Annotated in this window: 22 protein-coding genes; 6 read left to right on the top strand and 16 right to left on the bottom strand. The window is 61.3% G+C overall.

Features of this window, described 5'->3' with window-relative positions:
- Positions 1 to 3: 3 nt before the first annotated feature.
- The 4 genes from KUD11_RS10890 to bchF form a co-directional block, all read right to left on the bottom strand.
- Entirely contained in the window at positions 4 to 3,534 is a 3,531-nt protein-coding gene (locus tag KUD11_RS10890) for a magnesium chelatase subunit H (protein ID WP_181375262.1), read from the bottom strand.
- 1 nt (position 3,535) lies between these two features.
- Entirely contained in the window at positions 3,536 to 5,089 is a 1,554-nt protein-coding gene (bchB, locus tag KUD11_RS10885) for a ferredoxin:protochlorophyllide reductase (ATP-dependent) subunit B (protein WP_109384679.1), read from the bottom strand.
- A gap of 97 nt (positions 5,090 to 5,186) precedes the next feature.
- The gene (locus tag KUD11_RS10880) at positions 5,187 to 6,467 is read right to left on the bottom strand and encodes a ferredoxin:protochlorophyllide reductase (ATP-dependent) subunit N (RefSeq protein ID WP_109384680.1); all 1,281 of its coding nucleotides are present in this window, start codon (positions 6,465 to 6,467) and stop codon (positions 5,187 to 5,189) included.
- Positions 6,464 to 6,970: a 2-vinyl bacteriochlorophyllide hydratase gene (gene bchF / locus KUD11_RS10875; RefSeq protein ID WP_109384681.1), complete on the bottom strand. Its 507-nt coding sequence runs from the start codon at positions 6,968 to 6,970 to the stop codon at positions 6,464 to 6,466. Before bchF ends, KUD11_RS10880 begins: the two co-directional genes overlap by 4 nt.
- A gap of 429 nt (positions 6,971 to 7,399) precedes the next feature.
- Here bchF and KUD11_RS10870 point away from each other — a divergent pair, with 429 nt between their 5' ends.
- The 6 genes from KUD11_RS10870 (at position 7,400) to idi (ending at position 13,530) form a co-directional block, all read left to right on the top strand.
- Positions 7,400 to 8,044, top strand: a complete 645-nt coding sequence (locus tag KUD11_RS10870; protein WP_224380206.1) for a B12-binding domain-containing protein — start codon at positions 7,400 to 7,402, stop codon at positions 8,042 to 8,044.
- A 67-nt stretch (positions 8,045 to 8,111) separates the two neighbouring features.
- Positions 8,112 to 9,536 (top strand): transcriptional regulator PpsR, encoded by a 1,425-nt coding sequence (ppsR, locus tag KUD11_RS10865; protein WP_109384683.1) that lies wholly within the window; start codon positions 8,112 to 8,114, stop codon positions 9,534 to 9,536.
- A 90-nt stretch (positions 9,537 to 9,626) separates the two neighbouring features.
- Positions 9,627 to 10,535, top strand: a complete 909-nt coding sequence (gene chlG / locus KUD11_RS10860) for a chlorophyll synthase ChlG (RefSeq protein WP_109384684.1) — start codon at positions 9,627 to 9,629, stop codon at positions 10,533 to 10,535.
- Positions 10,532 to 11,815 (top strand): BCD family MFS transporter, encoded by a 1,284-nt coding sequence (locus tag KUD11_RS10855; protein ID WP_109384685.1) that lies wholly within the window; start codon positions 10,532 to 10,534, stop codon positions 11,813 to 11,815. Before chlG ends, KUD11_RS10855 begins: the two co-directional genes overlap by 4 nt.
- A gap of 3 nt (positions 11,816 to 11,818) precedes the next feature.
- Positions 11,819 to 12,997 (top strand): geranylgeranyl diphosphate reductase, encoded by a 1,179-nt coding sequence (locus tag KUD11_RS10850; RefSeq protein ID WP_109384686.1) that lies wholly within the window; start codon positions 11,819 to 11,821, stop codon positions 12,995 to 12,997.
- Positions 12,994 to 13,530 carry an isopentenyl-diphosphate Delta-isomerase gene (gene idi / locus KUD11_RS10845; protein WP_109384687.1) on the top strand — a complete coding sequence of 179 codons (537 nt, stop codon included), beginning with the start codon at positions 12,994 to 12,996 and terminating at the stop codon, positions 13,528 to 13,530. The genes KUD11_RS10850 and idi overlap by 4 nt, the downstream gene beginning before the upstream one ends.
- A gap of 75 nt (positions 13,531 to 13,605) precedes the next feature.
- Here idi and dxs read toward each other — a convergent pair whose 3' ends face one another.
- The 12 genes from dxs to bchC all read right to left on the bottom strand — a co-directional run bounded on the left by dxs (position 13,606) and on the right by bchC (position 23,841).
- Positions 13,606 to 15,522, bottom strand: a complete 1,917-nt coding sequence (gene dxs, locus KUD11_RS10840; RefSeq protein WP_109384688.1) for a 1-deoxy-D-xylulose-5-phosphate synthase — start codon at positions 15,520 to 15,522, stop codon at positions 13,606 to 13,608.
- A gap of 215 nt (positions 15,523 to 15,737) precedes the next feature.
- A complete protein-coding gene (gene pufX / locus KUD11_RS10835; RefSeq protein ID WP_109384689.1) occupies positions 15,738 to 15,977 on the bottom strand; it encodes an RC-LH1 core complex protein PufX in 240 nt (79 codons plus the stop codon).
- Between the two features lie 11 nt (positions 15,978 to 15,988).
- Complete coding sequence (gene pufM, locus KUD11_RS10830; protein ID WP_109384690.1) at positions 15,989 to 16,915, bottom strand: photosynthetic reaction center subunit M; 927 nt, start codon at positions 16,913 to 16,915, stop codon at positions 15,989 to 15,991.
- A 13-nt stretch (positions 16,916 to 16,928) separates the two neighbouring features.
- Positions 16,929 to 17,759 (bottom strand): photosynthetic reaction center subunit L, encoded by an 831-nt coding sequence (gene pufL, locus KUD11_RS10825; RefSeq protein ID WP_109384691.1) that lies wholly within the window; start codon positions 17,757 to 17,759, stop codon positions 16,929 to 16,931.
- Between the two features lie 137 nt (positions 17,760 to 17,896).
- On the bottom strand, positions 17,897 to 18,064 hold the full coding sequence (gene pufA / locus KUD11_RS10820) for a light-harvesting antenna LH1, alpha subunit (protein ID WP_109384692.1): 168 nt from the start codon (positions 18,062 to 18,064) through the stop codon (positions 17,897 to 17,899).
- Positions 18,065 to 18,078: 14 nt separating this feature from the next.
- The gene (gene pufB, locus KUD11_RS10815; RefSeq protein ID WP_109384693.1) at positions 18,079 to 18,234 is read right to left on the bottom strand and encodes a light-harvesting antenna LH1, beta subunit; all 156 of its coding nucleotides are present in this window, start codon (positions 18,232 to 18,234) and stop codon (positions 18,079 to 18,081) included.
- Between the two features lie 121 nt (positions 18,235 to 18,355).
- Complete coding sequence (gene pufQ / locus KUD11_RS10810; protein ID WP_109384694.1) at positions 18,356 to 18,583, bottom strand: cytochrome PufQ; 228 nt, start codon at positions 18,581 to 18,583, stop codon at positions 18,356 to 18,358.
- A complete protein-coding gene (gene bchZ / locus KUD11_RS10805) occupies positions 18,580 to 20,055 on the bottom strand; it encodes a chlorophyllide a reductase subunit Z (protein ID WP_109384695.1) in 1,476 nt (491 codons plus the stop codon). Before bchZ ends, pufQ begins: the two co-directional genes overlap by 4 nt.
- 127 nt (positions 20,056 to 20,182) lie before the next feature.
- Positions 20,183 to 21,772 (bottom strand): chlorophyllide a reductase subunit Y, encoded by a 1,590-nt coding sequence (gene bchY, locus KUD11_RS10800; RefSeq protein WP_109384696.1) that lies wholly within the window; start codon positions 21,770 to 21,772, stop codon positions 20,183 to 20,185.
- Entirely contained in the window at positions 21,769 to 21,912 is a 144-nt protein-coding gene (locus tag KUD11_RS10795) for a hypothetical protein (RefSeq protein WP_181375264.1), read from the bottom strand. Before KUD11_RS10795 ends, bchY begins: the two co-directional genes overlap by 4 nt.
- Positions 21,899 to 22,903: a chlorophyllide a reductase iron protein subunit X gene (locus KUD11_RS10790; RefSeq protein WP_109384697.1), complete on the bottom strand. Its 1,005-nt coding sequence runs from the start codon at positions 22,901 to 22,903 to the stop codon at positions 21,899 to 21,901. Before KUD11_RS10790 ends, KUD11_RS10795 begins: the two co-directional genes overlap by 14 nt.
- Positions 22,900 to 23,841: a chlorophyll synthesis pathway protein BchC gene (bchC, locus tag KUD11_RS10785; protein WP_109384698.1), complete on the bottom strand. Its 942-nt coding sequence runs from the start codon at positions 23,839 to 23,841 to the stop codon at positions 22,900 to 22,902. The genes KUD11_RS10790 and bchC overlap by 4 nt, the downstream gene beginning before the upstream one ends.
- Positions 23,842 to 23,888: the final 47 nt, after the last annotated feature.

The raw sequence follows: 23,888 nt of genomic DNA, 5'->3' as shown, positions 1-23,888 counted from the left end.
GGCCTATTCGGCCGCAATTCCTTCGACACGATCTTCCAGCGCATCAGCCGCATCGCGCAGCCCCGCCAGCGTGTCTTCGTCGGGCGTCCAGTATGACCGGTCGCTGGCTTCCAGCAGACGGTTGGCCATGCGCATGCTGGCCTGTGGGTTCAACTTGCTCAGCCGTTCGCGCATCTCCGCGTCCAGAACGAATGTCTCGCTCAGGCGCTGATAGATCCACGGCTCCACCTGACCGGTCGTCGCGGACCAGCCCAGCGTGTTGGTAATGCTCGCCTCGATCTGGCGCACGCCCTCATGGCCGTGCTTCAGAAGCGGCTCAAAATACCGCGGGTTGAGGTTGCGGGCGCGTGTCTCTAGCGCGACCTGCTCTTTGAGGGTGCGCACCTTTGCGCCGCCCCGTGTCTGATCGCCGATATAGACCGCCGCATCCGCCCCGCCCTTGGCGCGTTTGACCGCGCGAGCAATGCCGCCAAGCGTGTCGAAATAATGATCCACCGTGGTCACGCCCAACTCGACAGATTCGAGGTTCTGGTAGGCCACATCCACGTCTGCGAGTGCGTTCTGCAAAAGCTCCGACTGCTGCGCGGGCTTGCCATTGGTGCCGTAGGCAAAGCTCTTGCGGGCCTGATACGCATCCGCCAGCTCGTCCTCGTCGCCAAAGGCGCTGCTATCGACCAGTTGGTTGACGTTGGAGCCGTAGGCCCCTTCCGCATTGGAGAAAACCCGCAACGCCGCGGTTTCCATATCGACGCCCATCTTGGCCGCGTATTGCAGCGCATGGGCGCGGATGAAGTTCTGCTCGACCGGCTCATCGGCCATCGCGGCCTTAAGCGCGGCCTCGGCCAGCATCCGTGTTTGCAACGGCAGCAAGTCGCGGAAAATACCCGACAGCGTCATGATCACGTCAATGCGCGGGCGGCCAAGCTCCTCAAGCGGGATAAGCTCGGCCCCGTAAAGGCGGCCATACGCATCAAAGCTGGGGCGCGCGCCTATGAGGCACAGTGCTTGCGCAATGCCGCAGCCGTCGCTCTTGATATTGTCCGACCCCCACAGGACCAGCGCCACGGTGCGCGGCAGATCTTCATGGGTGTCAAGAAGCACACCCGCCTGCTCCGCGCCGCTTTGCATGGCAAAGGCGGTGGGCATGCGGAAAGGATCAAACGCGTGGATATTGCGGCCCGTGGGCAGAATGTCAGGGCTGCGGATCAGATCGCCGCCCGCCACCGGAGGTGTGTAATGGCCCGAAAGCGCGCGCATCAGCGCGGGCAGCTCATGATCCTCGGCCAGAAGCCGGTCAACACGCGCGGCCCCCTCCGCATCCAGATCCATATGAGCGATGTGGCCCTTGCGCGCCTCTTCGCTCATGGCGCGGCCCACGATGTGCAACCCATCAGGGATAAGCGCCTCTTCCGTCTCCAGAAGGGTCAACCAGAGCCGCTCGGGGTGGGTGCCGTCAAGATCGACCGTCTCGGCCTGATCATGGATCAGCACTTCAAGCTCGGCGCGCTGCGCGTCCTCGGCGTCCATTTCGCGCCAGCGTTTCAGGCTCTCCTTGAGGTCCAGAAGACCCTTGTAGAGGCCAGACGTGGCCAGAGGCGGAGTGAGATGCGTGATGATCACCGCGTTGGACCGGCGCTTGGCCAGCGAGGCCTCGGACGGGTTGTTTGCGGCGTAAAGATAGATATTCGGCATCTCGCCAATCAGGCGATCAGGCCAGTCGCGCGCGCCAAGGCCCGCTTGCTTGCCCGGCATGAATTCCAGCGCGCCGTGCATTCCAAAATGCAGCACCACATCGGCCTTGTAGGTGTTCTTGAGCCACAGATAGAAGGTGGCAAACGCATGTGTCGGGGCAAAACCGCGCTCAAAGAGGAGCCGCATCGGATCACCCTCATAGCCGAATGTGGGCTGCACACCGACGAAGACATTGCCGAAATGGTGGCCCAGAACGAACACGCCCCGCCCATCCGATTGCGCCTTGCCCGGTGCCGGCCCCCAGACCGCCTCAATGGCGGCCAGCGGTGGCGTGTTGCGCACGATATGATCGGCGCTCACATGGTCGGCGACATTGGCCTCTTGGCCATATTGCTTGGCATTGCCTTCCAGAACGGCCTTGCGCAGCGCGTCCACATCATCAGGTAGATCAACGACGTAGCCTTCGGACTTCATCCGGCTCAGGGTGTTGAAAAGGCTCTCAAAAACGCTGAGATGCGCTGCTGTGCCCACCGCTCCCGCATTGGGCGGGAACCCAAAAAGAACCACGCCGACCTTCTTGTCGGCATTCGCCTTGCGGCGCAGCACGGCCAAGCGGAATGTCTTTTCGGCAAGGCTCGTGATCCGCTCGTGGCAGGGCGCCATTTCCTTGGAGGTAGAATGGGAGCCGCATTGACGCTCGCACCCGGTGCAACCCTCGGTGCCATGACGGCCCGCAAACATCGTGGGGTTGGTCGCCCCGTCTAGCTCGGGCAGCGCGATGAGCATCGTGGTCTCGATAGGGCCAAGCCCCTGTCCGCTCGCGGCCCATTGACCAAGCGTCTGAAACTCCAGAGGATGTGCGGCCACATAAGGCACGTCGAGCCCTTTGAGCGTCTCCACAGCCGCGTCGCTATCATTATAGGCAGGCCCGCCTACAAGGCTGAACCCGGTGAGCGACACAAGCGTGTCGATCCCCTTGAAATAGGCGTCCATCGCAGGCCGCCCGTCAAGACCGCCCGCAAAGGCCGGGATGACGCGCATGCCCCGCGCCTCAAACGCTTCGATCACCGCATCATAATGCGCCGTGTCCGAGGCCAGCACATAAGAGCGCAACATCAAAAGACCCACGGTGGCGACAGGTGCGTCGACCTTGGGCAGCTCGTCCAGATCGGTGATGATCCGGTGGCCCGGCAGACGCGGGTGATAAAGCCCCACATCAGGGTATTCCACAGGCGCGTCGGCCTGCACACCGTGCCACTCATCCCGGCGCGCATAACGCGACAGCAAGAAACGCACGAAGCTCTCGATATTGTCGTCAGAGCCGCCCAGCCAGTATTGCATGGACAAGAACCATGCGCGCAGGTCCTGAGACTTGCCGGGGATCAGCTTGAGGATCTTGGGCAGGCGGCGCAGCATCTTCATCTGCTTGGCGGCAGACCCGCCCGACGGCGCCTTGGTGCCGCGCAGCTTTTTCAGCATCGCCATAGCACCCGAGGCGGGCTTGGACATGTCCAGATCGCCCATCTTGGTCAGGCTGACGATCTGCGGATCCGAGACGATCCCGACAAAGGCGTCGCACGCATCGCGGCGCGCGCGCATCTGGGGCAGGATCGCGCTGAGATGCTCTTCTAGGAACAAGACACCCGAGACGATGATATCGGCCTGAAGCACAGCCGCTTGTGCGGCCTCGAGCGCAGCCGGGTCTTCGCCCCATTCAGCTGAGGCATGGACGCTGACCTCAAGACCGGGAAAATCGGCGGCAAGACGCGGGCCCACACGCTCGATCGGGCCGGCGGTATGCCGGTCCACCGTCACGATGACGATACGATAGATATGATCCATGTTATCGCGCAAAGTGTGCTTTCGCCTCATAAAGGGTGTCTAGGGTGATCTCAGAGATGCCTTGCTCGGCGGCGAAGGTTTCTGTGTTCCGGCGGGCCTTGCCACGCACGAAGAACGGGATCTTTTTCAATTCGCGCTCGGCGGCATCGAGCCAAATAACCTCGCCATTGGGCTGGCGCTCGGGCGGGGCGGCGGCCTCCTCGGCCCTGCGGGCCTCATCGGCGGTGGCCGGCATCGGCTTCGGGGCGTGGCCGCCATGGTGGCTTGGGCCCGCGGCGTCGTGGAATTCAAAATCATCGCGGAACATGTGCAGAAGGTGCTCTTCCAGCCCCATCACGAGCGGATGCACCCATGTGTCGAAAATCACATTGGCACCCTCGATCCCCATCTGGGGCGAGTAGCGCGCGGGGAAATCCTGCACATGGACGGGTGCCGAGATCACGGCGCAAGGAATGCCCAGACGCTTGCCGATATGGCGCTCCATCTGGGTGCCGAGGATCATCTCGGGTGCGGCGGCCTCAATGGCGGCTTCGACCTCAAGATAGTCATCAGTAATCAGCGCTTCGACATTATATTCACGCGCCAAAGCGCGGATATCGCGGGCAAATTCGCGGTTATAGCAGCCAAGGCCAACAACCTCGAAACCCATCTCGTCGCGCGCAATCCGCGCGGCGGCGCGGGCATGTGTGCCATCGCCAAAGATAAAGACACGCTTGCCTGTGAGATACGTGCTGTCGACGGATTTGGAATACCATGGCAGGCGCAGGCGGCTTTCCTCCATGCGTGCCGGGCGGCCCGTGATCTTGGCCACCTCGGCGATGAAATCGCGCGTGGCCCCTACCCCGATTGGCACAGTCTTGGTGAAAGGCTGATCCAGCTCCTTCTCCATCCAGCGCGCGGCCATTTCAGCCGTCTCGGGATACATCAGAACGTTGAAATGCGCGGCCCCCATGCGGGCAATATCCGACGGAGACGAGGTCATGGGCGCGACCACATTCACGTCGATCCCCATCTCGTCCAGAAGGGCCGTGACCTCAACGATATCGTCGCGGTGACGGAAACCAAGCGCGGTGGGGCCTATCAGGTTGGCCGTGATCCGCTCAGTCCGCGCCATCGGCTTCGCCAAGTGGCGTACGATCTGGAAAAACGTTTCATCGCAGCCGAAATTTTCCTTGCGCGAGTAGCTTGGAAGCTCCAGCGCGATCACCGGCACGGGCATGTTCATGGTCTCGGCCATGCCGCCGGGATCATCCTGGATCAGCTCGGCTGTGCAGGACGCGCCGACGATGATCGCCTCGGGCTGGAAGCGGTCATAGGCATCCTGACAGGCCGTTTTGAAAAGGTTCGCCGTGTCGGAACCAAGATCGCGGGCCTGAAACGTGGTGTAGGTGACCGGCGGGCGATGGTCGCGCCGCTCGATCATGGTGAAGAGAAGATCCGCATATGTATCGCCCTGCGGCGCGTGCAGCACGTAATGCAGGCCGGTCATGCCGGTGGCGACGCGCATCGCACCGACATGGGGGGGGCCCTCATATGTCCACACGGTGAGCTTCATGGGCGGCCCTCCATCCACGCGGTGCGGGCGTCTGTGGCGCGCCGCCGGGGGCTGTCTGCCCCCGGACCCCCAAGGATACTTGTGGCAAGAAGAGGGATCATTCCGCAGCCTCCAGATGCAGGCGCGCGCGGCGCCGGATGGGGCGTGAGAAGAGACCAGCGAGATCACCCGCCTGCTCGTAGAAATGCACCGGGGTGAAGACCAATTCGATGGCCCATTTGGTCAGCAGACCTTCGGCCTCCAGCGGGTTGGCGAGGCCAAGACCGCAAACCGTGAGATCAGGGCGCGCGGCGCGCACGCGTTCTAGCTGCAAATCAACGTCCTGCCCTTCCGAGATTTGCGGGCCGGCCTCCAGCAGATCGAGATCGGGGCCGTGCAGCGCGTCGTGGATATAGGGGCTGCCCACTTCGATGGCGGTCATGCCGCATTCGCGCGTGAGAAAGCGCGCGAGGGGGATTTCAAGCTGACTGTCGGGGAAGAAGAACACCGATTTGCCGCTGAGCACATCCGCCGCACCGGCGATGGCGGTGCGCGCGCGCTTGCGGGGCGCGTCCGTGACACGGGCGAAGGTCTCTGCGTCCACGCCGAATTCATCGGCGACGGCGCGCAGCCAGGCTGTTGTGCCCTGCTCACCAAAGGGGAATGGGGCGGGAAGATGGCGGGCGCCGCGCCGCTCAAGCTCGGCATGGGTGTCGCCGAGGAAGGGCTGCACCAGCGCAAAGACCGAATTCGGCCCGACGGCGATTTCATCAGCACGCGCGCGCGCCGGAAGGCAGCGCACGGGGCCAATGCCCATATCGGACAAGAGGGCCAGCATCTGGTCCTCGACCACATCAGGCAGCGCACCCACCACGAGCAATTCGCGTGCATCCGTGTTGGGCAGGACCGGCACCATGGAGGCAAGGCACGCATCCTCGCCTTGGGTGAATGTCGTCTCAATGCCCGAGCCGGAATAGTTCAGAACCCGCACATGAGGCGCATGGGTTTGCGTCAGACGCTCGGCGGCGCGGGCCAGATCCAGTTTGATCACCTCTGAGGGGCATGAGCCCACCAGAAAGAGCTGGCGAATATCGGGGCGGCGGGCCAGAAGACGGCCCACTTCGCGGTCAATCTCGTCATGCGCATCCTTGAGGCCCGCGAGATCGCCCTCTTCGAGAATCGCCGTGGCGAATCGCGGCTCGGCGAAGATCATCACCCCCGCCGCCGATTGCAGCAGATGCGCGCAGGTGCGGCTGCCCACGACGAGAAAGAACGCGTCCTGCATCTTGCGGTGCAGCCAGATAATCCCGGTGAGCCCGCAGAAGACTTCGCGCTGTCCGCGCTCTTTCAAAACGGGGGCGGTGCGGCATCCGGTCGTGGCGGGGATCTGATCCTTCATGCCGTCACCTCGGAGCCCATGCCGCGCGTCTCGGCATCAAGCCGGGCGCGGCGCAGCTTCCAGATAAACTGACCCGCATTCACCACATAGGCTGCATAGGCCAGAAGGGCGATTATCATGAGGCCGGTCGTGGTCATGGATTGGTCGAAAAGTGCAAGAATATAAGCGGTATGCAGCGCGATCACGACGAAGGAGAACACATCCTCCCAGAAGAAGGATGGCGCGAAAAGATAGCAGCCGAAAACCACTTTCTCCCAGATCGCGCCCGTGATCATGATCACGTAAAGAAAGCCGGTTTTCACGATGATCGAGATGGTCGCCGCCTGATACCCCTCGCCCGTCCAAAGATACCGGATTACCAGCACGAGCGAGATCACGAAGACCAAGAACTGAGCCGGCGCCAAAAGACCCTGCACGAGGGTCCAGCGTGTCGCGTCACGGCGCGCGCGCTCTTCTGCAGTGTAAAGGAGCCCTACTGGCTTTGAAGTCGAATGCTGTGTCATTCACCGTTCCCAAGGTGGCTACAACCCTGAAGATAAGACTGAGACAGGGCTGGTGTCAACTTTGATTTACACACCTGATACGCAAAGCTTACACTGTCTAAAATTTGAGAACTCTGCAATTTTTCACCGTTTACAACAATAAAATGCTGAAAAAATCACAGGAAACAAACAGGCCTCTTTATATACTGTCTATTTTCTTTGACATTTTCGGCCACACGGAAAACAATACAAAACTAAGTGGCTGCATCTCTGCTCGCGGTCGCAACTTTGAGCGAAACACACCGAATGAAGACTGGGGATATGATGTCGCAGAACGCCGAACGAAACGCCGCACAAGGATCGGGGCCTGTCACACAACGTGTTGGCGATCTCGCAGATTTCGCGCTTTCGATCGTCGCATCCCGCACAACCCCACAAAAGGCTGGGTCCGTGTTTATTGATAAATTGCTGCAATCCGCCATGGGCCGTTCAGAAGATGGTCACCGCGCTGTCACCCAGCAAATGCTGGAGATGGGTATCTCACCCGAAGCCATTGTAGATCATTACATTCCCGCAGCCGCCCGCCGCATGGGCGATGAGTGGACCGACGATATCAGCAGCTTTGCCGAAGTGACCATTGGCACGGCCCGGCTTCAGGCGTTGGTGCGGGAATTGTCAGCGGTCTGGACCGCAGATGGCGCGGTGGGCGCTGCAAGCACCAAGGGATCTGTCATCGTGGCGGTCCCGATGGAGGCGCAGCACACTTTGGGTGCCTCGGTCGTCTCGACACGGCTGCGGCGCGAGGGACTTTCCGTGCGCCTCGCCCTTGGGGTCTCTCCCGATTCGCTCAAGGCGATGTTGGCCACGGGAAGCTACAGCGCTGTCTTTATCTCATCGTCGCTTGGCGATGGGCTGGACGCGATAACGGCCCTCGTCAGGGCCATCAAGAACCATTCTGACGGACCGACCATTCCCGTTGTTCTGGGCGGCAGCGTCGCGGGTGAACCCGACGACCTGTATAGCAGAACCGGCGCCGGCCTCGTCACATCCGATCTGGATGAAGCCCTCGTCTTTTGTGGCCTCGAGGCGGGGTGAGGTTGATGTCAACGCAGACATCAACGGACACGCAAAGCGCATGCCAGCGCCGAGTAAAGGACGCCTAATGAATTCCGGAGGAACGCAAAACTGGGATCTCGGCGCCGTGCCGATGATCGAGCCAGAGATGCTTGCCGAAATGATTTCGACCATTTCGGACCTGGCCTTGGTAATCGATGTGGATGGGCTTATCCTATCCGTTCTCAATGCACCTGATCACAGCGCTTTTTCTCATGTGAAATCATGGGAAAGCCAGAATATCCGCAGCACCCTCATGCCCGATAGCATCGCCAAGTTCGAGCGCGCCATGGAAGAGCATCGCGCGGACCCCGATCGTCAGCAGCGCGCGCAGATGAACCACCAGTCGGCCCAGCCGGGACAAGATTCGGCGGTGCTATATTCCTTTTTCGATATCGGCCCGGATGGTGCCATCTTGATGATGGGCCGCGATCTGCGCCCCGTCGCGGATTTGCAGCAGCAACTGGTCAACGCCCAGATTGCACTTGAGCAAGATTTTGAACGCCAACGCGAATATGACACCCGCTTTCGCGTGCTGATGAAGGCGAGCCATGATGCGATCGTCTTTGTCTCGGTCGCCAATGGGCGCATCACGGACGTCAATGGATCTGCCGCCGCCCTTCTGGGGCAAACCTCGGAAGAACTGACGGGCGCTGATTTCGCCGCCATTTTTGAAGATCAGGGCAAGAGCGAGTTGATGGCCGATATGGCCGCCTCGGCGCTGTCCGAAGGCAATACCGAAGTTTCCTTGGTTCTGCGCGGTCGCCGCCGGATCGTGTTGCGCGCCGCACCGTCGTTTTTTCGGGCCGCGGGGGAGCGTATGATGCTCTGCCGACTTGAAGAACAGGCCGCGGATCGTGCCGGCAAGGATGTGCTGGCGCGGTACATGACCGGCCTGTTTGAGAACGGACCCGATGCGCTGGTCTTTGCCAATCGCGACGGCATGATCGTCGCCGCAAATGACGCCTTCCTCAGCCTCACAGATTGCGCCCATGGCACCGCAGTTAAGGGCCGCAGCCTCGCCGATTTCCTTGGGCGCGGCGTGGTGGACCTTAAGGTTCTGCTGGAAAATGCCGCCCGTTCGGGCCGGATGCGGCTCTACGCAACCAAGGTCAAGGGACAGTATGATAACGAGCGTTCCGTTGAGATTTCCGCGACTTATCTCGCCGATGCCGCCCACCCTGCCTATATTTTCGTCATGCGTGATGCAGAAGTCACCGACAAGACCCGCGCCCTCGCAGGCTCCGGTCCCGCAGGCGATAACCGCAAGTCCGTGGTTGAGCTTGTGGGCAGCGCGACCCTCAAGGAGATCGTCGCGGATACCACTGATGTCATTGAGAAACTCTGCATCGAAACCGCTGTTGAACTTACGGATAACAACCGCGTCGCCACCGCCGAAATGCTCGGCCTCTCGCGGCAGTCTCTTTATGTGAAACTGCGCAAATACGGTTTGATTTCACGCGACACGGACTAGGCCGCCACCCTTTTAAGCAAGGCTCTTCAGGCGCAGTGTAAATCTTGATTTACACTTGCGATACACACGGTGTCAGGCTAAACTGACACTATGGCCGATACTCCAATCATCACCCCCCGGCGGCTCCCAGATCCTCTCGCACTTTTGCGACTGATCAAGCCCATCACATGGTTTCCGCCCATGTGGGCGTATCTCTGTGGGGCCGTATCTTCGGGTGCCTCGCCTTCCGGGCAGTGGCTTTTGGTGCTTCTGGGTGTGATCCTTGCAGGCCCCGTGGTCTGCGGGATGAGTCAGGCCGCAAATGACTGGTGCGACCGTCATGTGGACGCGATCAACGAACCGGACCGCCCCATCCCCTCGGGCCGGGTGCCCGGTCGCTGGGGTCTTTACGTGGCGCTGGCCATGACAGGCCTGTCTCTTCTGATCGGTTGGCAGCTTGGGCCGTGGGGCTTTGGCGCGACGATCCTTGGCGTTGCCGCCGCTTGGGCCTATTCGGCCGAGCCTGTGCGCGCCAAGCGTTCTGGCATCTGGGGTCCGGGCCTTTGCGGTCTGTGCTACGAGACACTGCCGTGGATCACCGGCGCGGCTGTTTTGGCCGCTGGTGCGCCCTCATGGGAGACAATGCTGATCGCGCTCCTCTACGGGCTTGGCGCGCATGGCATCATGACCCTCAATGATTTCAAGGCCCTTGAAGGCGACCGGCAGATGGGGCTCAACTCCCTGCCCGTCACGATGGGCCCTGCGCGCGCCGCGCGCCTTGCCTGCTGGGTCATGGCGATCCCGCAAGTCGTGGTCATCGCGCTTCTGTTCACATGGGATCGCCCATGGCACGCTCTGGCCATCGCGGCCCTTCTTGCGGTGCAGTTCTGGGCCATGCGCGTCCTTCTGAGCGACCCAAAGGGCCGCACACCTTGGTATAACGGCACCGGCATCACGCTCTATGTCTCGGGCATGATGATCGCCGCCTTCGCCCTGCGCGCCTTGGGAGGTGTCTCATGAAACTCAGCTGGGTCCAGATTTTCCGCCTCGGCCTCGTGCAGATGGCGCTTGGCGCGATTGTGGTGCTGACCACATCGACGCTGAACCGACTGATGATTGTCGAGCTGGCCCTGCCCGCTTTGATCCCCGGCCTTCTCGTCGGGTTGCACTATGCCATCCAGCTGTCGCGCCCCGGTTGGGGGTTCAAATCCGATGCGGGCGGCAATCGGACCTTCTGGATCATCACCGGCATGGCCATTCTGGCACTTGGGGCTTTCCTTGCGGCGGTTGCTGTCTGGCTGATCCCGCAGGCGGCAACCCTTGGCCTGTTGCTCAGCGTGCTGGCCTATACCCTCATCGGTGTGGGTGTGGGCGCGGGCGGCACATCGCTTCTGGCGCTCATGGCCACGGCCACTGCCCCCACCCGGCGCGCCGCTGCTGCCACCATCGTGTGGCTGATGATGATCTTCGGGATCGCGGCCACGGCGGGCATCGTGGGCGCCATGCTGGACCCCTATACGCCAGCGCTTCTCTTGCGCATCGTGGGGAGCGTCTGTGCGCTGGCCGTGCTCGTCACAGTCATCGCAGTCTGGGGCGTCGAGCGCGCCGTCCATGCCGAACAGGAGCCGGAAAAAACACCCTTTCTCGATGGCCTCAAAGAGGTCTGGCGCGAGCGTGAGGCGCGCAATTTCACCCTCTTCGTTTTCCTCTCCATGACGGCCTATTTCATGCAGGAGCTGATCCTTGAGCCTTATGCAGGTCTGGTCTTCGGCTTCACGCCCGGACAGTCCACATCGCTCAGCGGCGCGCAAAACGGCGGTGTCTTCATCGGCATGCTCCTTGTGGGGATCGCGGCCACGGGCCTCAAATGGGGCGCGCTGCGCTCCTGGGTGATCGCGGGCTGCCTTGGCTCCTGCGTGGCACTCCTGGCGATTGCCTCGCTCGGCACGATCGGGCCGGGCGCGCCTTTGACCGCCGCGGTCGTGGCATTGGGCTTTTTCAACGGGATGTTCGCGGTTGCCGCCATCGGCTCGATGATGGCACTCGCCGGTGCGGGCCGGGAGCGGCGCGAGGGCACACGCATGGGCCTTTGGGGCGCGGCACAGGCCATCGCGGCGGGCTTTGGTGGCCTCACCGGTGCCGCGCTTGTGGATGTGTTCCGCATGACCAGCCTCAGCACGTCACAATCATTCGGCCTCGTCTTTGTCTTCGAGGCCGCCCTTTTCATCGCCGCAGCCTTCATGGCGGCCCAAGTCATGGAGCGTAGCATGACCCGCCGCGCCCTCGTTCCGGGAGAATAGCATATGTATGATGTCGTTGTTGTCGGGGGCGGTCCCTCAGGTGCCACAGCCGCAGAAGATCTGGTTCGTTCGGGCCATAGCGTCGCCCTTCTGGACCGTGATGGCCGTATCAAACCCTGCGGCGGGGCGATCCCGCCGCGTCTGATGCGCGATTTCCACATTGAGGACGCGCAGCTTGTCGCCAAGGTCAACACCGCGCGCATGATTTCGCCCACGGGCCGTCACGTGGACATCCCTATCGAGAACGGGTTTGTCGGCATGGTGGACCGCAAGGATTTTGATCCCTTTCTGCGCAACCGCGCGGTGGAGGCCGGGGCCAAGTTGTTCACCGGCACTTTTCTGCGGATTGAGCGTGGCGAGGATGGCACCGCCGTGATCTTCCGCGACAAGGCCAGCGGCCAAGAGCGCGCCCTGCCAACGAAGCTGATTATCGGTGCCGATGGTGCGCGCTCCAAGGTGGGACGCGCCGAGGTGCCCGGCGGCGACACGATCCCTTACGTTCTGGCCTATCACGAGATCATCAAGGCCCCTGCCAAGACGGCAATTTATGATCCCGCGCGCTGTGATGTGATCTATGACGGCAAGATCAGCCCCGATTTCTACGGCTGGGTCTTCCCGCATGGCGATAGCGCCTCTGTCGGCATGGGCACCGAAGTGGCCTCGGTGGATCTCAAGAAAGCCACCGCTGATCTGCGCGAAATGGCGGGTCTCACCGATTGCGAGACGCTGCGCCGTGAAGGTGCGCCCATCCCGCTCAAGCCTTTGGACCGCTGGGACAACGGCTTGGACGTGGTGCTGGCCGGGGACGCGGCAGGTGTTGTCGCGCCCTCTTCGGGCGAAGGCATCTATTATGCCATGGTCGGGGGTCGCGTGGCCGCCACCGCCTGCGCCGCCACGCTTGTGACCGGCAAGGTCAAGAACCTCAAACTCGCCCGCTCGCTCTTCATGAAGGAACATAAGACCGTGTTCCGCGTGCTGGCCTCAATGCAAAATGCTTATTACCGCTCGGACGAGCGGCGCGAACGCTTCGTGTCGCTATGCCATGATATCGACGTGCAGCGCCTCACATTCGAGGCATATATGAACAAGAAACTGGTCAAGGCGCGCCCGATGGCGCATCTCAAGATCGGCCTGAAAAACCTGGCGCATTTGACGCGCTTGGTCTCTGTGGAGAGAACATGACTGCTATGATTCCGGCATGGGTGGGCGACACGCTCGTCCCAGTGGAAAAACTTGAAGTGCATAAGCGCGGATTGCGGCACAAGGCCGTCTCCGTCTTCGTGGTCAGCGGCGATGACGTGCTGATCCAACGCCGTGCGCTGGGAAAATATCATACGCCGGGCCTTTGGGCCAACACCTGCTGCACCCATCCCAACTGGGACGAGAAAAGCCTCGATTGCGCCGCGCGGCGCATGGAGGAAGAACTCGGCGTGACGGGCCTCAGCTATCGCCACCGTGGGCGCGTGGAGTATCGCGCAGATGTCGGCGGCGGCCTGATCGAACATGAAGTGGTAGAGATTTATCTCGCCGAAGCACCCGAGACGATGACGGTGCAGTGCAACCCAGATGAGGTGATGGAGACCGAATGGGTCAATGTCGACACGTTGGTGGAACGCGCCGCGAACGAGCCGGACCTCTTCACGCCGTGGCTGCGCATCTACCTTGAGAATTACCACAGCGCCATTTTCGACCGCCCTGCCCTCAAGATCGCGTAAGCAGGCAAAGCCAAAACAACAAAACGCCGCGCAGGTCTTACTTGCGCGGCGTTTTTCTATGTCTGGTCCAATGCCCTAGCTGGGCAGCACGCCGCCTTTGGCCATCCGCGTGCGGCCCAGGGCCTGCATCGCACTGGCCGCGATATCGCCCGCAGTGAGCCCCGCATCCGCATACATCGCATCGGGGGCCGCCTGATCAATGAAGCGGTCGGGCAATGTCATCGTGCGCACCGCGAGGCTCCCGTCGAGCCAGCCCTCATTGGCAAGCGCATGCAGCACCATCGCGCCGAAACCGCCCTTCGAGCCCTGCTCCACCGTGATCAGCGCCTTGTGATTGCGCGCAAGCTGCCGGATGAGATCCATGTCGAGCGGCTTGGCAAAGCGCGCATCGGCGACGGTGGCCTCGACACCCTGCTCGGCCAGCATGGCAGCGGCCTTCTCAACCTCGGCCAGATGCGCCCCGAAGGACAAAAGCGCCACATCCGCGCCCTCACGGATCACCCGGCCACGGCCAATCTCCAAAACCTCGCCGCGCTCCGGCAGGGACGTCCCTGTCCCCTCGCCGCGTGGAAAGCGGAAGGCAATCGGGCCGCTGTCATGTGCGGCGGCCGTGGCCACCATATGCATCAGCTCCGCCTCATCCGCAGCGGCCATGACGGTCATGTTGGGCAGCGCCGTCATATAGGAAATGTCGAACGCGCCCGCATGTGTGGGCCCGTCCGCACCCACAAGGCCCGCACGGTCAATCGCAAAGCGCACCGGCAGGTTTTGCAGCGCCACGTCATGCACCACTTGGTCATAGCCACGCTGCAAAAACGTGGAATAAATCGCGCAGAAGGGTTTGAGCCCCGACGCGGCCATCCCGGCGGCAAAGGTCACGCCATGCTGCTCAGCAATCCCTACGTCAAACACCCGCCCGGGCAGCGCATCGGCAAGGATATTGACCCCCGTGCCCGATGGCATCGCCGCCGTCACCGCAACAACGCGGCTATCTGCGCGCGCCTCTTGCAGCAGGGCATCGCCAAAGACACGCGTATAGCTGGGCGCGTTGGGCAGTTTCTTGGCCTGCGCGCCGGTCTCCACATCAAATTTGGCCACGCCGTGATATTTGTCCGCCGCCGTCTCGGCGGGGCCATACCCTTTGCCCTTCACGGTGCAGCAATGGATGAGCACCGGCCCCGTGGCCCGTGTATGGGCCGAGCGCAGAACGGCCAGAAGCTGTCCCATATCGTGCCCGTCGATGGGGCCATAATACTGAAAGCCCAGATCCTCGAACATCGTGCCGCGCCCCTGGCTCATCTGTCCGGTCACAAGCTGCCGTGCGCGGCGCGCGTGATCACGCAAGGGGCCGGGAAGGGCTTTCTCAAAATCCTCGGCCATCTGGCCAATAGGTGTGCCACCGATGGAGCTGAGATAGCTCGACATCGCGCCCACCGGCGGGGCGATGGACATCTCGTTGTCGTTGAGGATCACGAAAAGACGCCGCCCCTCCGCGCCCGCGTTGTTCAGCGCCTCATAGGCCATCCCCGCGCTGATCGAGCCATCGCCGATTACCGCGATCGCGTCGCCCGTCGGCTGGCCCATATCGCGCCCCACTGCAAAGCCCAAAGCGGCGCTGATTGAGGTGGAGCTATGTGCGGCGCCGAAAGGGTCATAATCACTCTCGGCGCGTTTGGTGAAACCGCTCAAGCCCCCCTCTTGGCGCAACGTGCGGATACGGTCCCGGCGGCCCGTCAAAATCTTGTGCGGATAGCATTGGTGGCCCACATCCCAGATCAGCTTGTCGTGCGGCGTATCAAAAACCGCATGGATCGCCACCGTCATTTCCACCACACCCAAGGAAGACCCCAGATGCCCGCCAGTCTCGGAGACGGCCGAGACAACCTCGGCGCGCAGCTCATCCGCCAGCTGGCCAAGCGCCCCGTCGCTAAGGCGGCGCAGATCCGCCGGAGAGGCGACGCGATCAAGGATTGGTGTGGCAGGTGTATTCATGATATGTTTCCTTCGTGCTCTGGATATCTTTCATCGGTTTCGCCACCGATGGAAGGCAAATGGCGCCGCGCTGAGTTACCCCCTCGCGACGCCACGCTCCTGTAGCCAACAGGAAGGGAACCGAGGCTTGGAAGCCCCGAAGGCGCAGGATCTAAACGCGTGAAAAGATCCTGCACCGTAACAGATGGCGGGTATGCGGCCCGCCATCTGATCTCTTATCCGAACGTGCGCTCGGCCTCCGGAACCACCATCGAGAAGTTGGGGTTCGGGTCATCTGCTTCCTTCGATTCTGGCGGCAGGAGGGCACCGATGCCCACCAGCACGAACCAGATCACCAAGAGCGCTCCGCAAAAGAGGGCTGCATAGCCGCCCCCTTTCAGCATTAGGGCCAAGGCGTCAGCACGCAAACGAAAGCTGCTGTCCGAAGTTCGAAGGATATCGTTGTCGTTACTCATCGTGTCTCTCCTCAGTTCAGCGGCGCGTAGCCGTGGTCCTGTGCCCAGACAAACCAGTTGTCGACCACAGTGCCGGTCAGCAGGATACCGATCCCGCCTGTCAGCGGCGTCAGCACGGCAAACCACCAAGCCCAGCGGTGAATCCCTTCCATCGTGGCGTTGAAGCCCATGGTCCAGCGCCAGAAGAGCGCCGCACGTTCCGAGGCTGTGCCGCGGTCCACGATTTGTTCGATCTCGCGCTCACCGCCGAAGCGGCTGACCGCCAGAATGGTTGCGCCGTGCATCGCAAAGAGCAGGGCCGAGCCATAAAGGAAGGCGATCGAGAGTGCGTGGAACGGGTTGTAGAAGAGGTTGCCCCACGTGATCGAGAAGAGGTTCGTCCAGTCAAGGTGCGAGAAGATGCCGTAAGGAACCGCCTCAGACCAGCTGCCCATAAGGATCGGGCGGAAGAAGTTGAGCACGAAGATGAGCCACAGCAGAGCAAGAAAGGCCCAGGCCACGTGTTTGCCCATCCCGAGCGCTTCTGCCCGACGGTAGGTCCGCACCCACCAGGCGACACAGCCCACCGCGAACATGAAGCTCGCGATCAGCCACCAGCCACCTTCGGCCAGTGGCGCAAAGCCCAGCCCGTATTCCGGTCCTGGAGGTTCAAGCGAGAACCAAAAGAGATCCCGGAAGAAAATGCCGGGCGAGTAGCCGGCCTGCGCCCAGAAGTTCATCCCGATAATGAAGAACCACGAGGCGAAGCCAATCACCGCCAGCATCCCGAAGGACCCAAGGTGCACGGGGCCAATCTGTGCGTTGCCAAACAGGCCCGCCAGTGTCGAAAACGTCGTGCCCTTGGTGCGCTCGCGGTCTGTATCCGCGTCGGCAGCGACCCCCATCTCGGCAGGGCCTTGGACCTGCACTTGGGTGAAAATGTTCTGATATTCAGCCATTTTTCATATCTCCTTAAAGGTCCGCCCACCAGGGCAATTCAAGCCACCAATCCCACCAGACGATCCATTCCTCGAACCAGATGGTGCCGGAGATCACGATACAGATCGCACTCCAGAAACCAGCGCTCAGCGCGAGGAAGAGACCCAGCCGGTGAATACCGAGCGGCCCGATCGAATAGCCGATCAGATCGCGGAAGTAGGTGTCTTCGTGATCGGGGCTCTTCACTTCTTGACCTTTGGCAGGGTTGACCGCCGAAAGAACCAGGGACCCGTGCAGCGCAAGCGCGACTGCGGTGATCCAGAAGAAGCTGATGGCCACCATGTGAGCGGGGTTATAGTGGAAGTTGCCATACGCATACCCCACGTTATTCACCCAATCGAGGTGGCTGAAGATCCCGTAGGGAAAGCCATGCCCCCAGGCACCCATGAAGACCGGGCGGAACACCACCAGCGTCACATAGGCGAAGATTGCCACACCAAAGGCAAAGGGTACGTGATACCCGATCCCGAGTTTGCGGCAGATTTCAACCTCACGCATCATCCAACTCAGGAAAGCCCCGGTGGCACAGATGGTGATCAACTGCCACAGCCCTCCCTCTGCCAGAGGCGCAAAGCCAAGGCCGTATTCAATACTTGGCGGGTCAATCGAAATGAGCCACGGATTCCACGTGTCTCCAAGGGCCGCGCCGTAAAAAATGAGGATTGTTCCCAAGGCGGCGAAGAAGAACGTCGTCACCCCAAAAAACCCTACATAGAACGGACCAACCCAGAAATCGAAAAGATCGCCGCCCACCAGCGTCCCACCACGGACGCGATATTTTCTCTCGAAGCTGAGCTGTGCCATCGTCTAACTCCTTGCAGATACACCCCAAAAGAGAGGGCGCACCCGATGTTGCGATATCTTGTTCTGGTTACCGCGGGCGAGGCACAAAGAGATGCCCCCGCCCGCGGCTGATTTTTGAACCGAACGCTCGCGTCCGATTACTCTGCTGCCATCTCCGAGCCGAACGCGCGGTCGAACCAGTTTGTCTCAGCGTTGCTGAGCAGGACGAGGTGAATCATCGCTGCGAGCAGGAACAAAAAGACGCCTTGGGCCACGAACACACGCCGCGGATCAAAGATCAGCCAGATTTTGTAGAACTGTGCCATTTGTCAGTCTCCTATTACCAAGCAAACCAAGGAAGCTTGATGTACGTCAGAATATGAGCGACGACTGCTACCATCGCGAAGATGGTGAAACCGCTCATATAGACTGAGTGCAGCTCCTGGGCCTGCTCGTCTGTGAGACCTGTGAAAGACAGATCAGTTTTATCAGCCATGTTTTTTCCTCCAGGAAAAAATATACCGACACCGCGAATTCCCCGCGGCCGGGATACGACAGAGGCTCATCCCCTGCCCTATTTCACCCCCTCGCAAGCGAAGCGGCGAATTCCATTTGCATCAGGCCCAAAAGATCTTGGGGGTGATGATGCTGGCCTGAGACCATGCCGATTTGATCGGCCCGTGCTCTGGCGTGTCCATGATCCCGACCTGTGCCAGCGCCCATGCCACAAGGGCAAAGGGAACGGCGGTCATGAAGATCACGGCAAAATAAGCGGAGTATTCCGTGCGCCTTGGCGCATGTTTCTTCCGGGATCGCGCCGGTGCGTTCGTGTCAACATGAGTCATGTCTGTCCTCCCGAATTTTGGTCTTGAAATGCTGGGCTAAGCCCCGCGACGGTCTCACGCACAACCCGGTCTTCACCTTGAGAAAGCGCGACCTTCTCGGCCTCGTCTCTCAGGGATTTGGCCGCGGAAATGCGGGTGAGAATGGGGTGCTGGGCGACAATTTCGTCCAGCAGGCGCTGCGCATCGGTATCCCAAGGGAAATCGCGGCGCAGGGTTGTTGGTGTGGCTTCGGCCGCATCCATTTCCGTGCCCAAAGGCAGGATGTGGAAAAGCGCATCGAAAAGCCCGTTGCAGACCTCTTGCAACATGTAAGTGGCACCCGCATATCCCATGAAGGGCGTGCCCGTCGCGCGCCGGATGGCGGCACCGGGGAAGCTTGCGGGAATGAACGTGGGCGCGGGGCCGTGGCCGGATTTCAGCTCGGCCAGATACATTTTCTCGTTGATCGAGCCCATCAGGATCAGGGGCCGTTTGGCCCCGATCATGGCGCGCACCTCGTCGTTATCGGTCTTCTTGCCCGCCGTGCGTGCCACGGCAAAGGCACACGGCAGGCCCAGATCATTCTCAAGATAATTGCGGATGCCGCGCGCATAGGTCTCCCCCGCCACGATGCCGAAGCTCGCCGTGGCAAAGAAATCCTGCGTCACGCTGCGCCACAGATCCCAGACGGGCTTAAGCGTCGAGTGCTTTTCCTGCGCGATGAACGGTTCAGGGTCCAGCCCCAGCATCTCGCCCAGCTGGCGCAGGAATTTCGTCGTGCTGTCCACGCCGATGGGCGCTTGCAGATAAGGCTTGCCCAGAACTTCGCAAAGCCCCCGGCCAAATTCGCGGTACATGCAGACATTGACGTCCGCATTCACCAGATTGCGCATCTCGGCCACATGCGCGCCAAGCGGCATCACCATGTTGACCTCGGCGCCGATCCCCTCGATGAGGCGGCGGATTTCGTGCAGATCGGATGGCATGTTGAACGTGCCATACATCGGCCCGAGGATATTGACGCGCGGTGCGTCGCCCTCCTCGCGCTTGACCTCCTTGGGCATCCGGCCCTTGGTCATGCCGAACTCGGTGAAGATCCAGGTCATCGCGCGGTCGGCGCATTGCCATTGATCCTCATCAATGGTGCGCGGCAAAAAGCGCTGAATATTCGTGCCCATGGGCGTCACGCCCCCGCCGATCATCTCGGCGATAGAGCCGGTGACGACGACCGCAGGCAGTGCGGGATCAAGCGTTTTCCACGCCCGCTCCATCGCCTCTTCGGTGCCTTTGCCCATCTCGTCCTCGGCAAGGCCGGTGACAACGATGGGAAGCTCATGCGGCGGAAGCGCATCCGTGTAATGTAAAACGGAGGTCACGGGCAGGTTCTCGCAGCCTACGGGGCCGTCGATCACAACCTGCAATCCCTTGACGGCGCAGAAGGCATAAACCGCCCCCCAATATCCGCCCGCACGATCATGGTCCTGGATCAGCATGTTTGTGCCTCCCCTTTGGTGCGATTTTGGCGTGTGCGGCTGGGTGCCACATAACAACCACGTGCGGCCGCCATTGGCTGCGCCAATCGCTTTCCCGCACCCGGCGAAAAATATGTATTTTTCGCCGTCATATCATCTCCGCCGCTTTGGCCGCGCGGGCTTGTTTCTCGATCTTCTTGGCGTTCAGCTCGCGGAAGCGCGGCTGAATGTTCGGAGACCCTTCCCAGACGCCAGCCGTGTCGCAATGGCCAACCCCCTCGAAGAAAGCCTTCATTGTGCCCATGCGCTCCTTGTTGCCCATGGCGGCATTGACCACCTCGGCCAAGGACCCCGCACCCGCAGGTCCCATAAGGGGCCGCGCGGAAATGAGGTTGGTGAAGTAGAGCGATGGAATACCCAGCTCTTTGCCCTTTTGGACAACGGGCGTTGTGCCAATGGCGAGATCCGGCTGGATCGCCTCCATGGCGGCGCAATCATCCTCAAGGCTGGCGCGATATTTGATCGTCACGCCCTTCGCCTCAAGCCAATCCGCGTCCGCAGCACTCCAAGGTGTCTTGGGACAAGCCGTGCCGACATAAGGGACGTTCGCACCGCTCTCGATGAGCAGACGGGCGACCAGAAGCTCGGAGCCTTCGTAGCCTGACAGGGTGATCGTGCCATTGATGGCTGCACCTTCCAGAGCGGTCGAGATCGCAGGCAAAAACGCGTTTTGCGCGGCGGCCACCTTGTCGGCGGCAATGCCGAACGCATCGCCAATCGCGGCAAGCCATGTGGCCGTGCCATCACGCCCAACGGGTGCGGAGCCGACGATGGGCCGACCAGCGGCCTGAAACTCCCGCACGGCAGCGGTGTAGAAAGGATGGATCGCAGCCACTGCGCCACAATCAAGTGCCGCATAAAGCTCGCGCCACTCGCGGCACGGAACGACAGGACCCGCAGCCAGACCCATCGGGGCCAGCATCGCACCAATCATCATCGGATCGGCGGGGAACATCTCGCCCAGAAGGCTCACGGTCGGGCGATCAGACTTGCCGCCCACAGGTGCCGGCACGGGACCTGCGGCCACTTCGGCGCGCGCATAATTGAGCATCGCCCCGGCAAGCACGTCTTTCGCCTCGGCATGGGTGGGAATACCAAATCCCGGAACATCAATTCCCACGATCCGCACACCGTTGATTTCCTTGGGCAAAAGCCGCAAAGGCACACCGGAGGCCGTGGGCACACATAGGTTCGTCACGACGATACAATCGAATTTTTCGGGGTCCGCCATCGCATGGACGCTCTCGCGGATATCCTCAAAGAGCTTGCCCGTCACCAGCGTCTCGGAATTGAACGGGACGTAGCCGACCGAGCGCCGCGCGCCGTAGAAATGGCTCACAAAGGTCAGGCCATACACGCAGCAGGCCGAGCCCGACAGGACGGTCGCCGTGCGGCGCATCCGCAGGCCAACGCGCAGGCTGCCAAAAGCGGGGCACATGCTTTGCGGCTGATCATGGGGGCCGGTGGGATAGTCTTTCGCGTATTGATCAAGGATCTCGGACTGGCCCGCCGCGCGCGCCGCCGCTTCCATCTCGCCGCCAGGGGCGTGGCAGCCTTTGGCCGCCGCCTGCCCCGGCAGGTTGCCTGCACCCAGATCAGGTGTAGGGGCGGGAGCAACATCCGTGCCGAGCGTCACCTCTACGGCGCCGGCGGCGTCATATGTGACTTCATCGCTCATGCGGGCTTGCCCTCATCAGAATTGGACTGCGTGTTCTGGATATCCTTCATCAGGTTCCAGATTTGCTCAGGCCGTGCATCGCGCAGCATTTTTTTGATACGGGCGAAATCGTCGGATTTGGGGGCGTCATGCTTCGTCATAAATCACCTCCAGGCTCTCGATGGGTTTCGCGTTCTTGCCGCGCATATCCATGTCCGTGGCGGGCACGAGCTGGTAATCACCGCCCGTTTCCGACGCATCAAAGAGCGCCAGAAGCCCGTCTTGATCCAGCGGCGTGGGCCGCACAGGCGGGGCCACGCCCACATTATCGCCAAGCTCAGCGAACAAGGCGCCCCACTCAGATTCGGCGGTGCCAACAATCTGGTAGTTTGCTGATTTCTTGCGCAAATCATCGTTCTGCGGGATCGAGGCCAGCACCGGAATTTTGACCGATTCCGCAAAAGCCTGCGCCTCACCCGAACCGTCATCCTTGTTGATCACAAGGCCCGCGACACCGACATTGCCACCCAGCTTGCGGAAATATTCCACCGCCGAGCAGACGTTGTTGGCCACGTAAAGCGATTGCAGATCATTAGAGGCCACCAGAATGACCTTCTGCGCCATATCCCGCGCGATGGGCAGGCCAAAGCCGCCGCACACAACATCGCCGAGGAAGTCGAGCAGGACATAATCAAAGTCCCAATCGTGAAATCCCAGCTTTTCGAGCAATTCAAATCCGTGGATGATCCCGCGTCCACCGCAGCCGCGGCCAACTTCCGGCCCGCCAAGCTCCATCGCGAAAACTCCACCGCGTTTGAAGCAGACATCACCGATGGCGACTTCTTCACCAGCAAGCTTCTTGCGGGTCGAAGTCTCGATAATCGTGGGGCACGCCTTGCCGCCAAACAGAAGGCTGGTCGTGTCTGATTTGGGATCACACCCGATCAGCAACACGCGCTTGCCCTGCTCGGCCATCATGTGGCTCAGATTGGCCAGCGTGAAGGATTTGCCGATACCGCCTTTGCCGTAGATCGCGATGATCTGCGTCTTGGACGTGGGCTCGCCCTGGGGCACCTCCAACGTAGGTTCTTCATTCGCCTCGTCTCGCAAGCGTTGGTCAAAATCTTTGAGGTTTGGAACATCAAGTGTCATGCGAGGCCCTTCCAGTTCAGTATCATTTTCAAGCAAGCGGGATCTGAGAACGCTGTCTCATACGCCTGCGCGGCATCCGTGGCCGCACTTTGATGTGTGATCAGCCCACCAAGGCTGAGCGCGCCGCTCTCCACCAGACGGCGGGTGGCGACGAGATCATCGGCAGCCCATTCAGCCGCGATGCGCAGCCGCGCCTCCTTCATGAAGGCGGGCGGAAACGAGAAACTCAGCGCTTCGGTGTAAAATCCGGCGAGAACGACTTCACCGCCCCGCGCAATCCGCCCGATCAGATCATTCAGAAGATCCGCCCGGCCCGATGCGTCGTAAATCGACATGTAGTCGCGCCGCGTATCGGCCTCAGGTGTGATAACCTCATAGCCCTGCGCGCCACCCATACGCGCGGGATCAACCTCCCACACTGTGGGGGCCGGTGCGCCCGCCGCAACCGTCAGGCGCGCCAGAAGGCGGCCCAGAACGCCGTGGCCCACGATCAGGTCCGGCACAGCCTTGTTAGGACCGGCCATCGCATGGCGCGCCGTGGCGGCAAGCGCCAGAAGCGCCCCCTCGGCCCCAAGACCCGAATCGATTCGCGTAACCCGCTCAGACGCCGAGACCAGATGCGCTGCGGCACCCCCAAAAAGGCCAAACGCCCCCTCGTAGCAATTGGCGCCCGGCACAAAGACATGCTCGCCCACACGAAAGCCGGTATCGGCACCCGCCTCGACGACAAAGCCTGCGGCCTCATAGCCCGGCACAAGCGGATAGCCCATGCCCGGAAAGGGCGGCATCTCGCCAGAATAAAAGAGCTTTTCCGTCCCTGTGGAAATCCCGGAATGCGTGATTTCCACCACCAGATCCCCTGCCTCCGGCGGCGTGACAGGCAGCACATCAAGACCAAGATCGCGGGGTCCGTTGAGTATGACTGCGGTGGTTTCCAAGTGACGTTCCTGTTCTGACACCCCGTCTTGCTCTTGATGATCGAGAG

This window comes from Roseovarius carneus, assembly GCF_020141465.1.
In the GTDB taxonomy this organism is placed as follows: domain Bacteria; phylum Pseudomonadota; class Alphaproteobacteria; order Rhodobacterales; family Rhodobacteraceae; genus Roseovarius; species Roseovarius carneus.
Note: the sequence above shows the minus strand (reverse complement) of the source record. Positions and strands in the feature narration are given on the sequence as shown.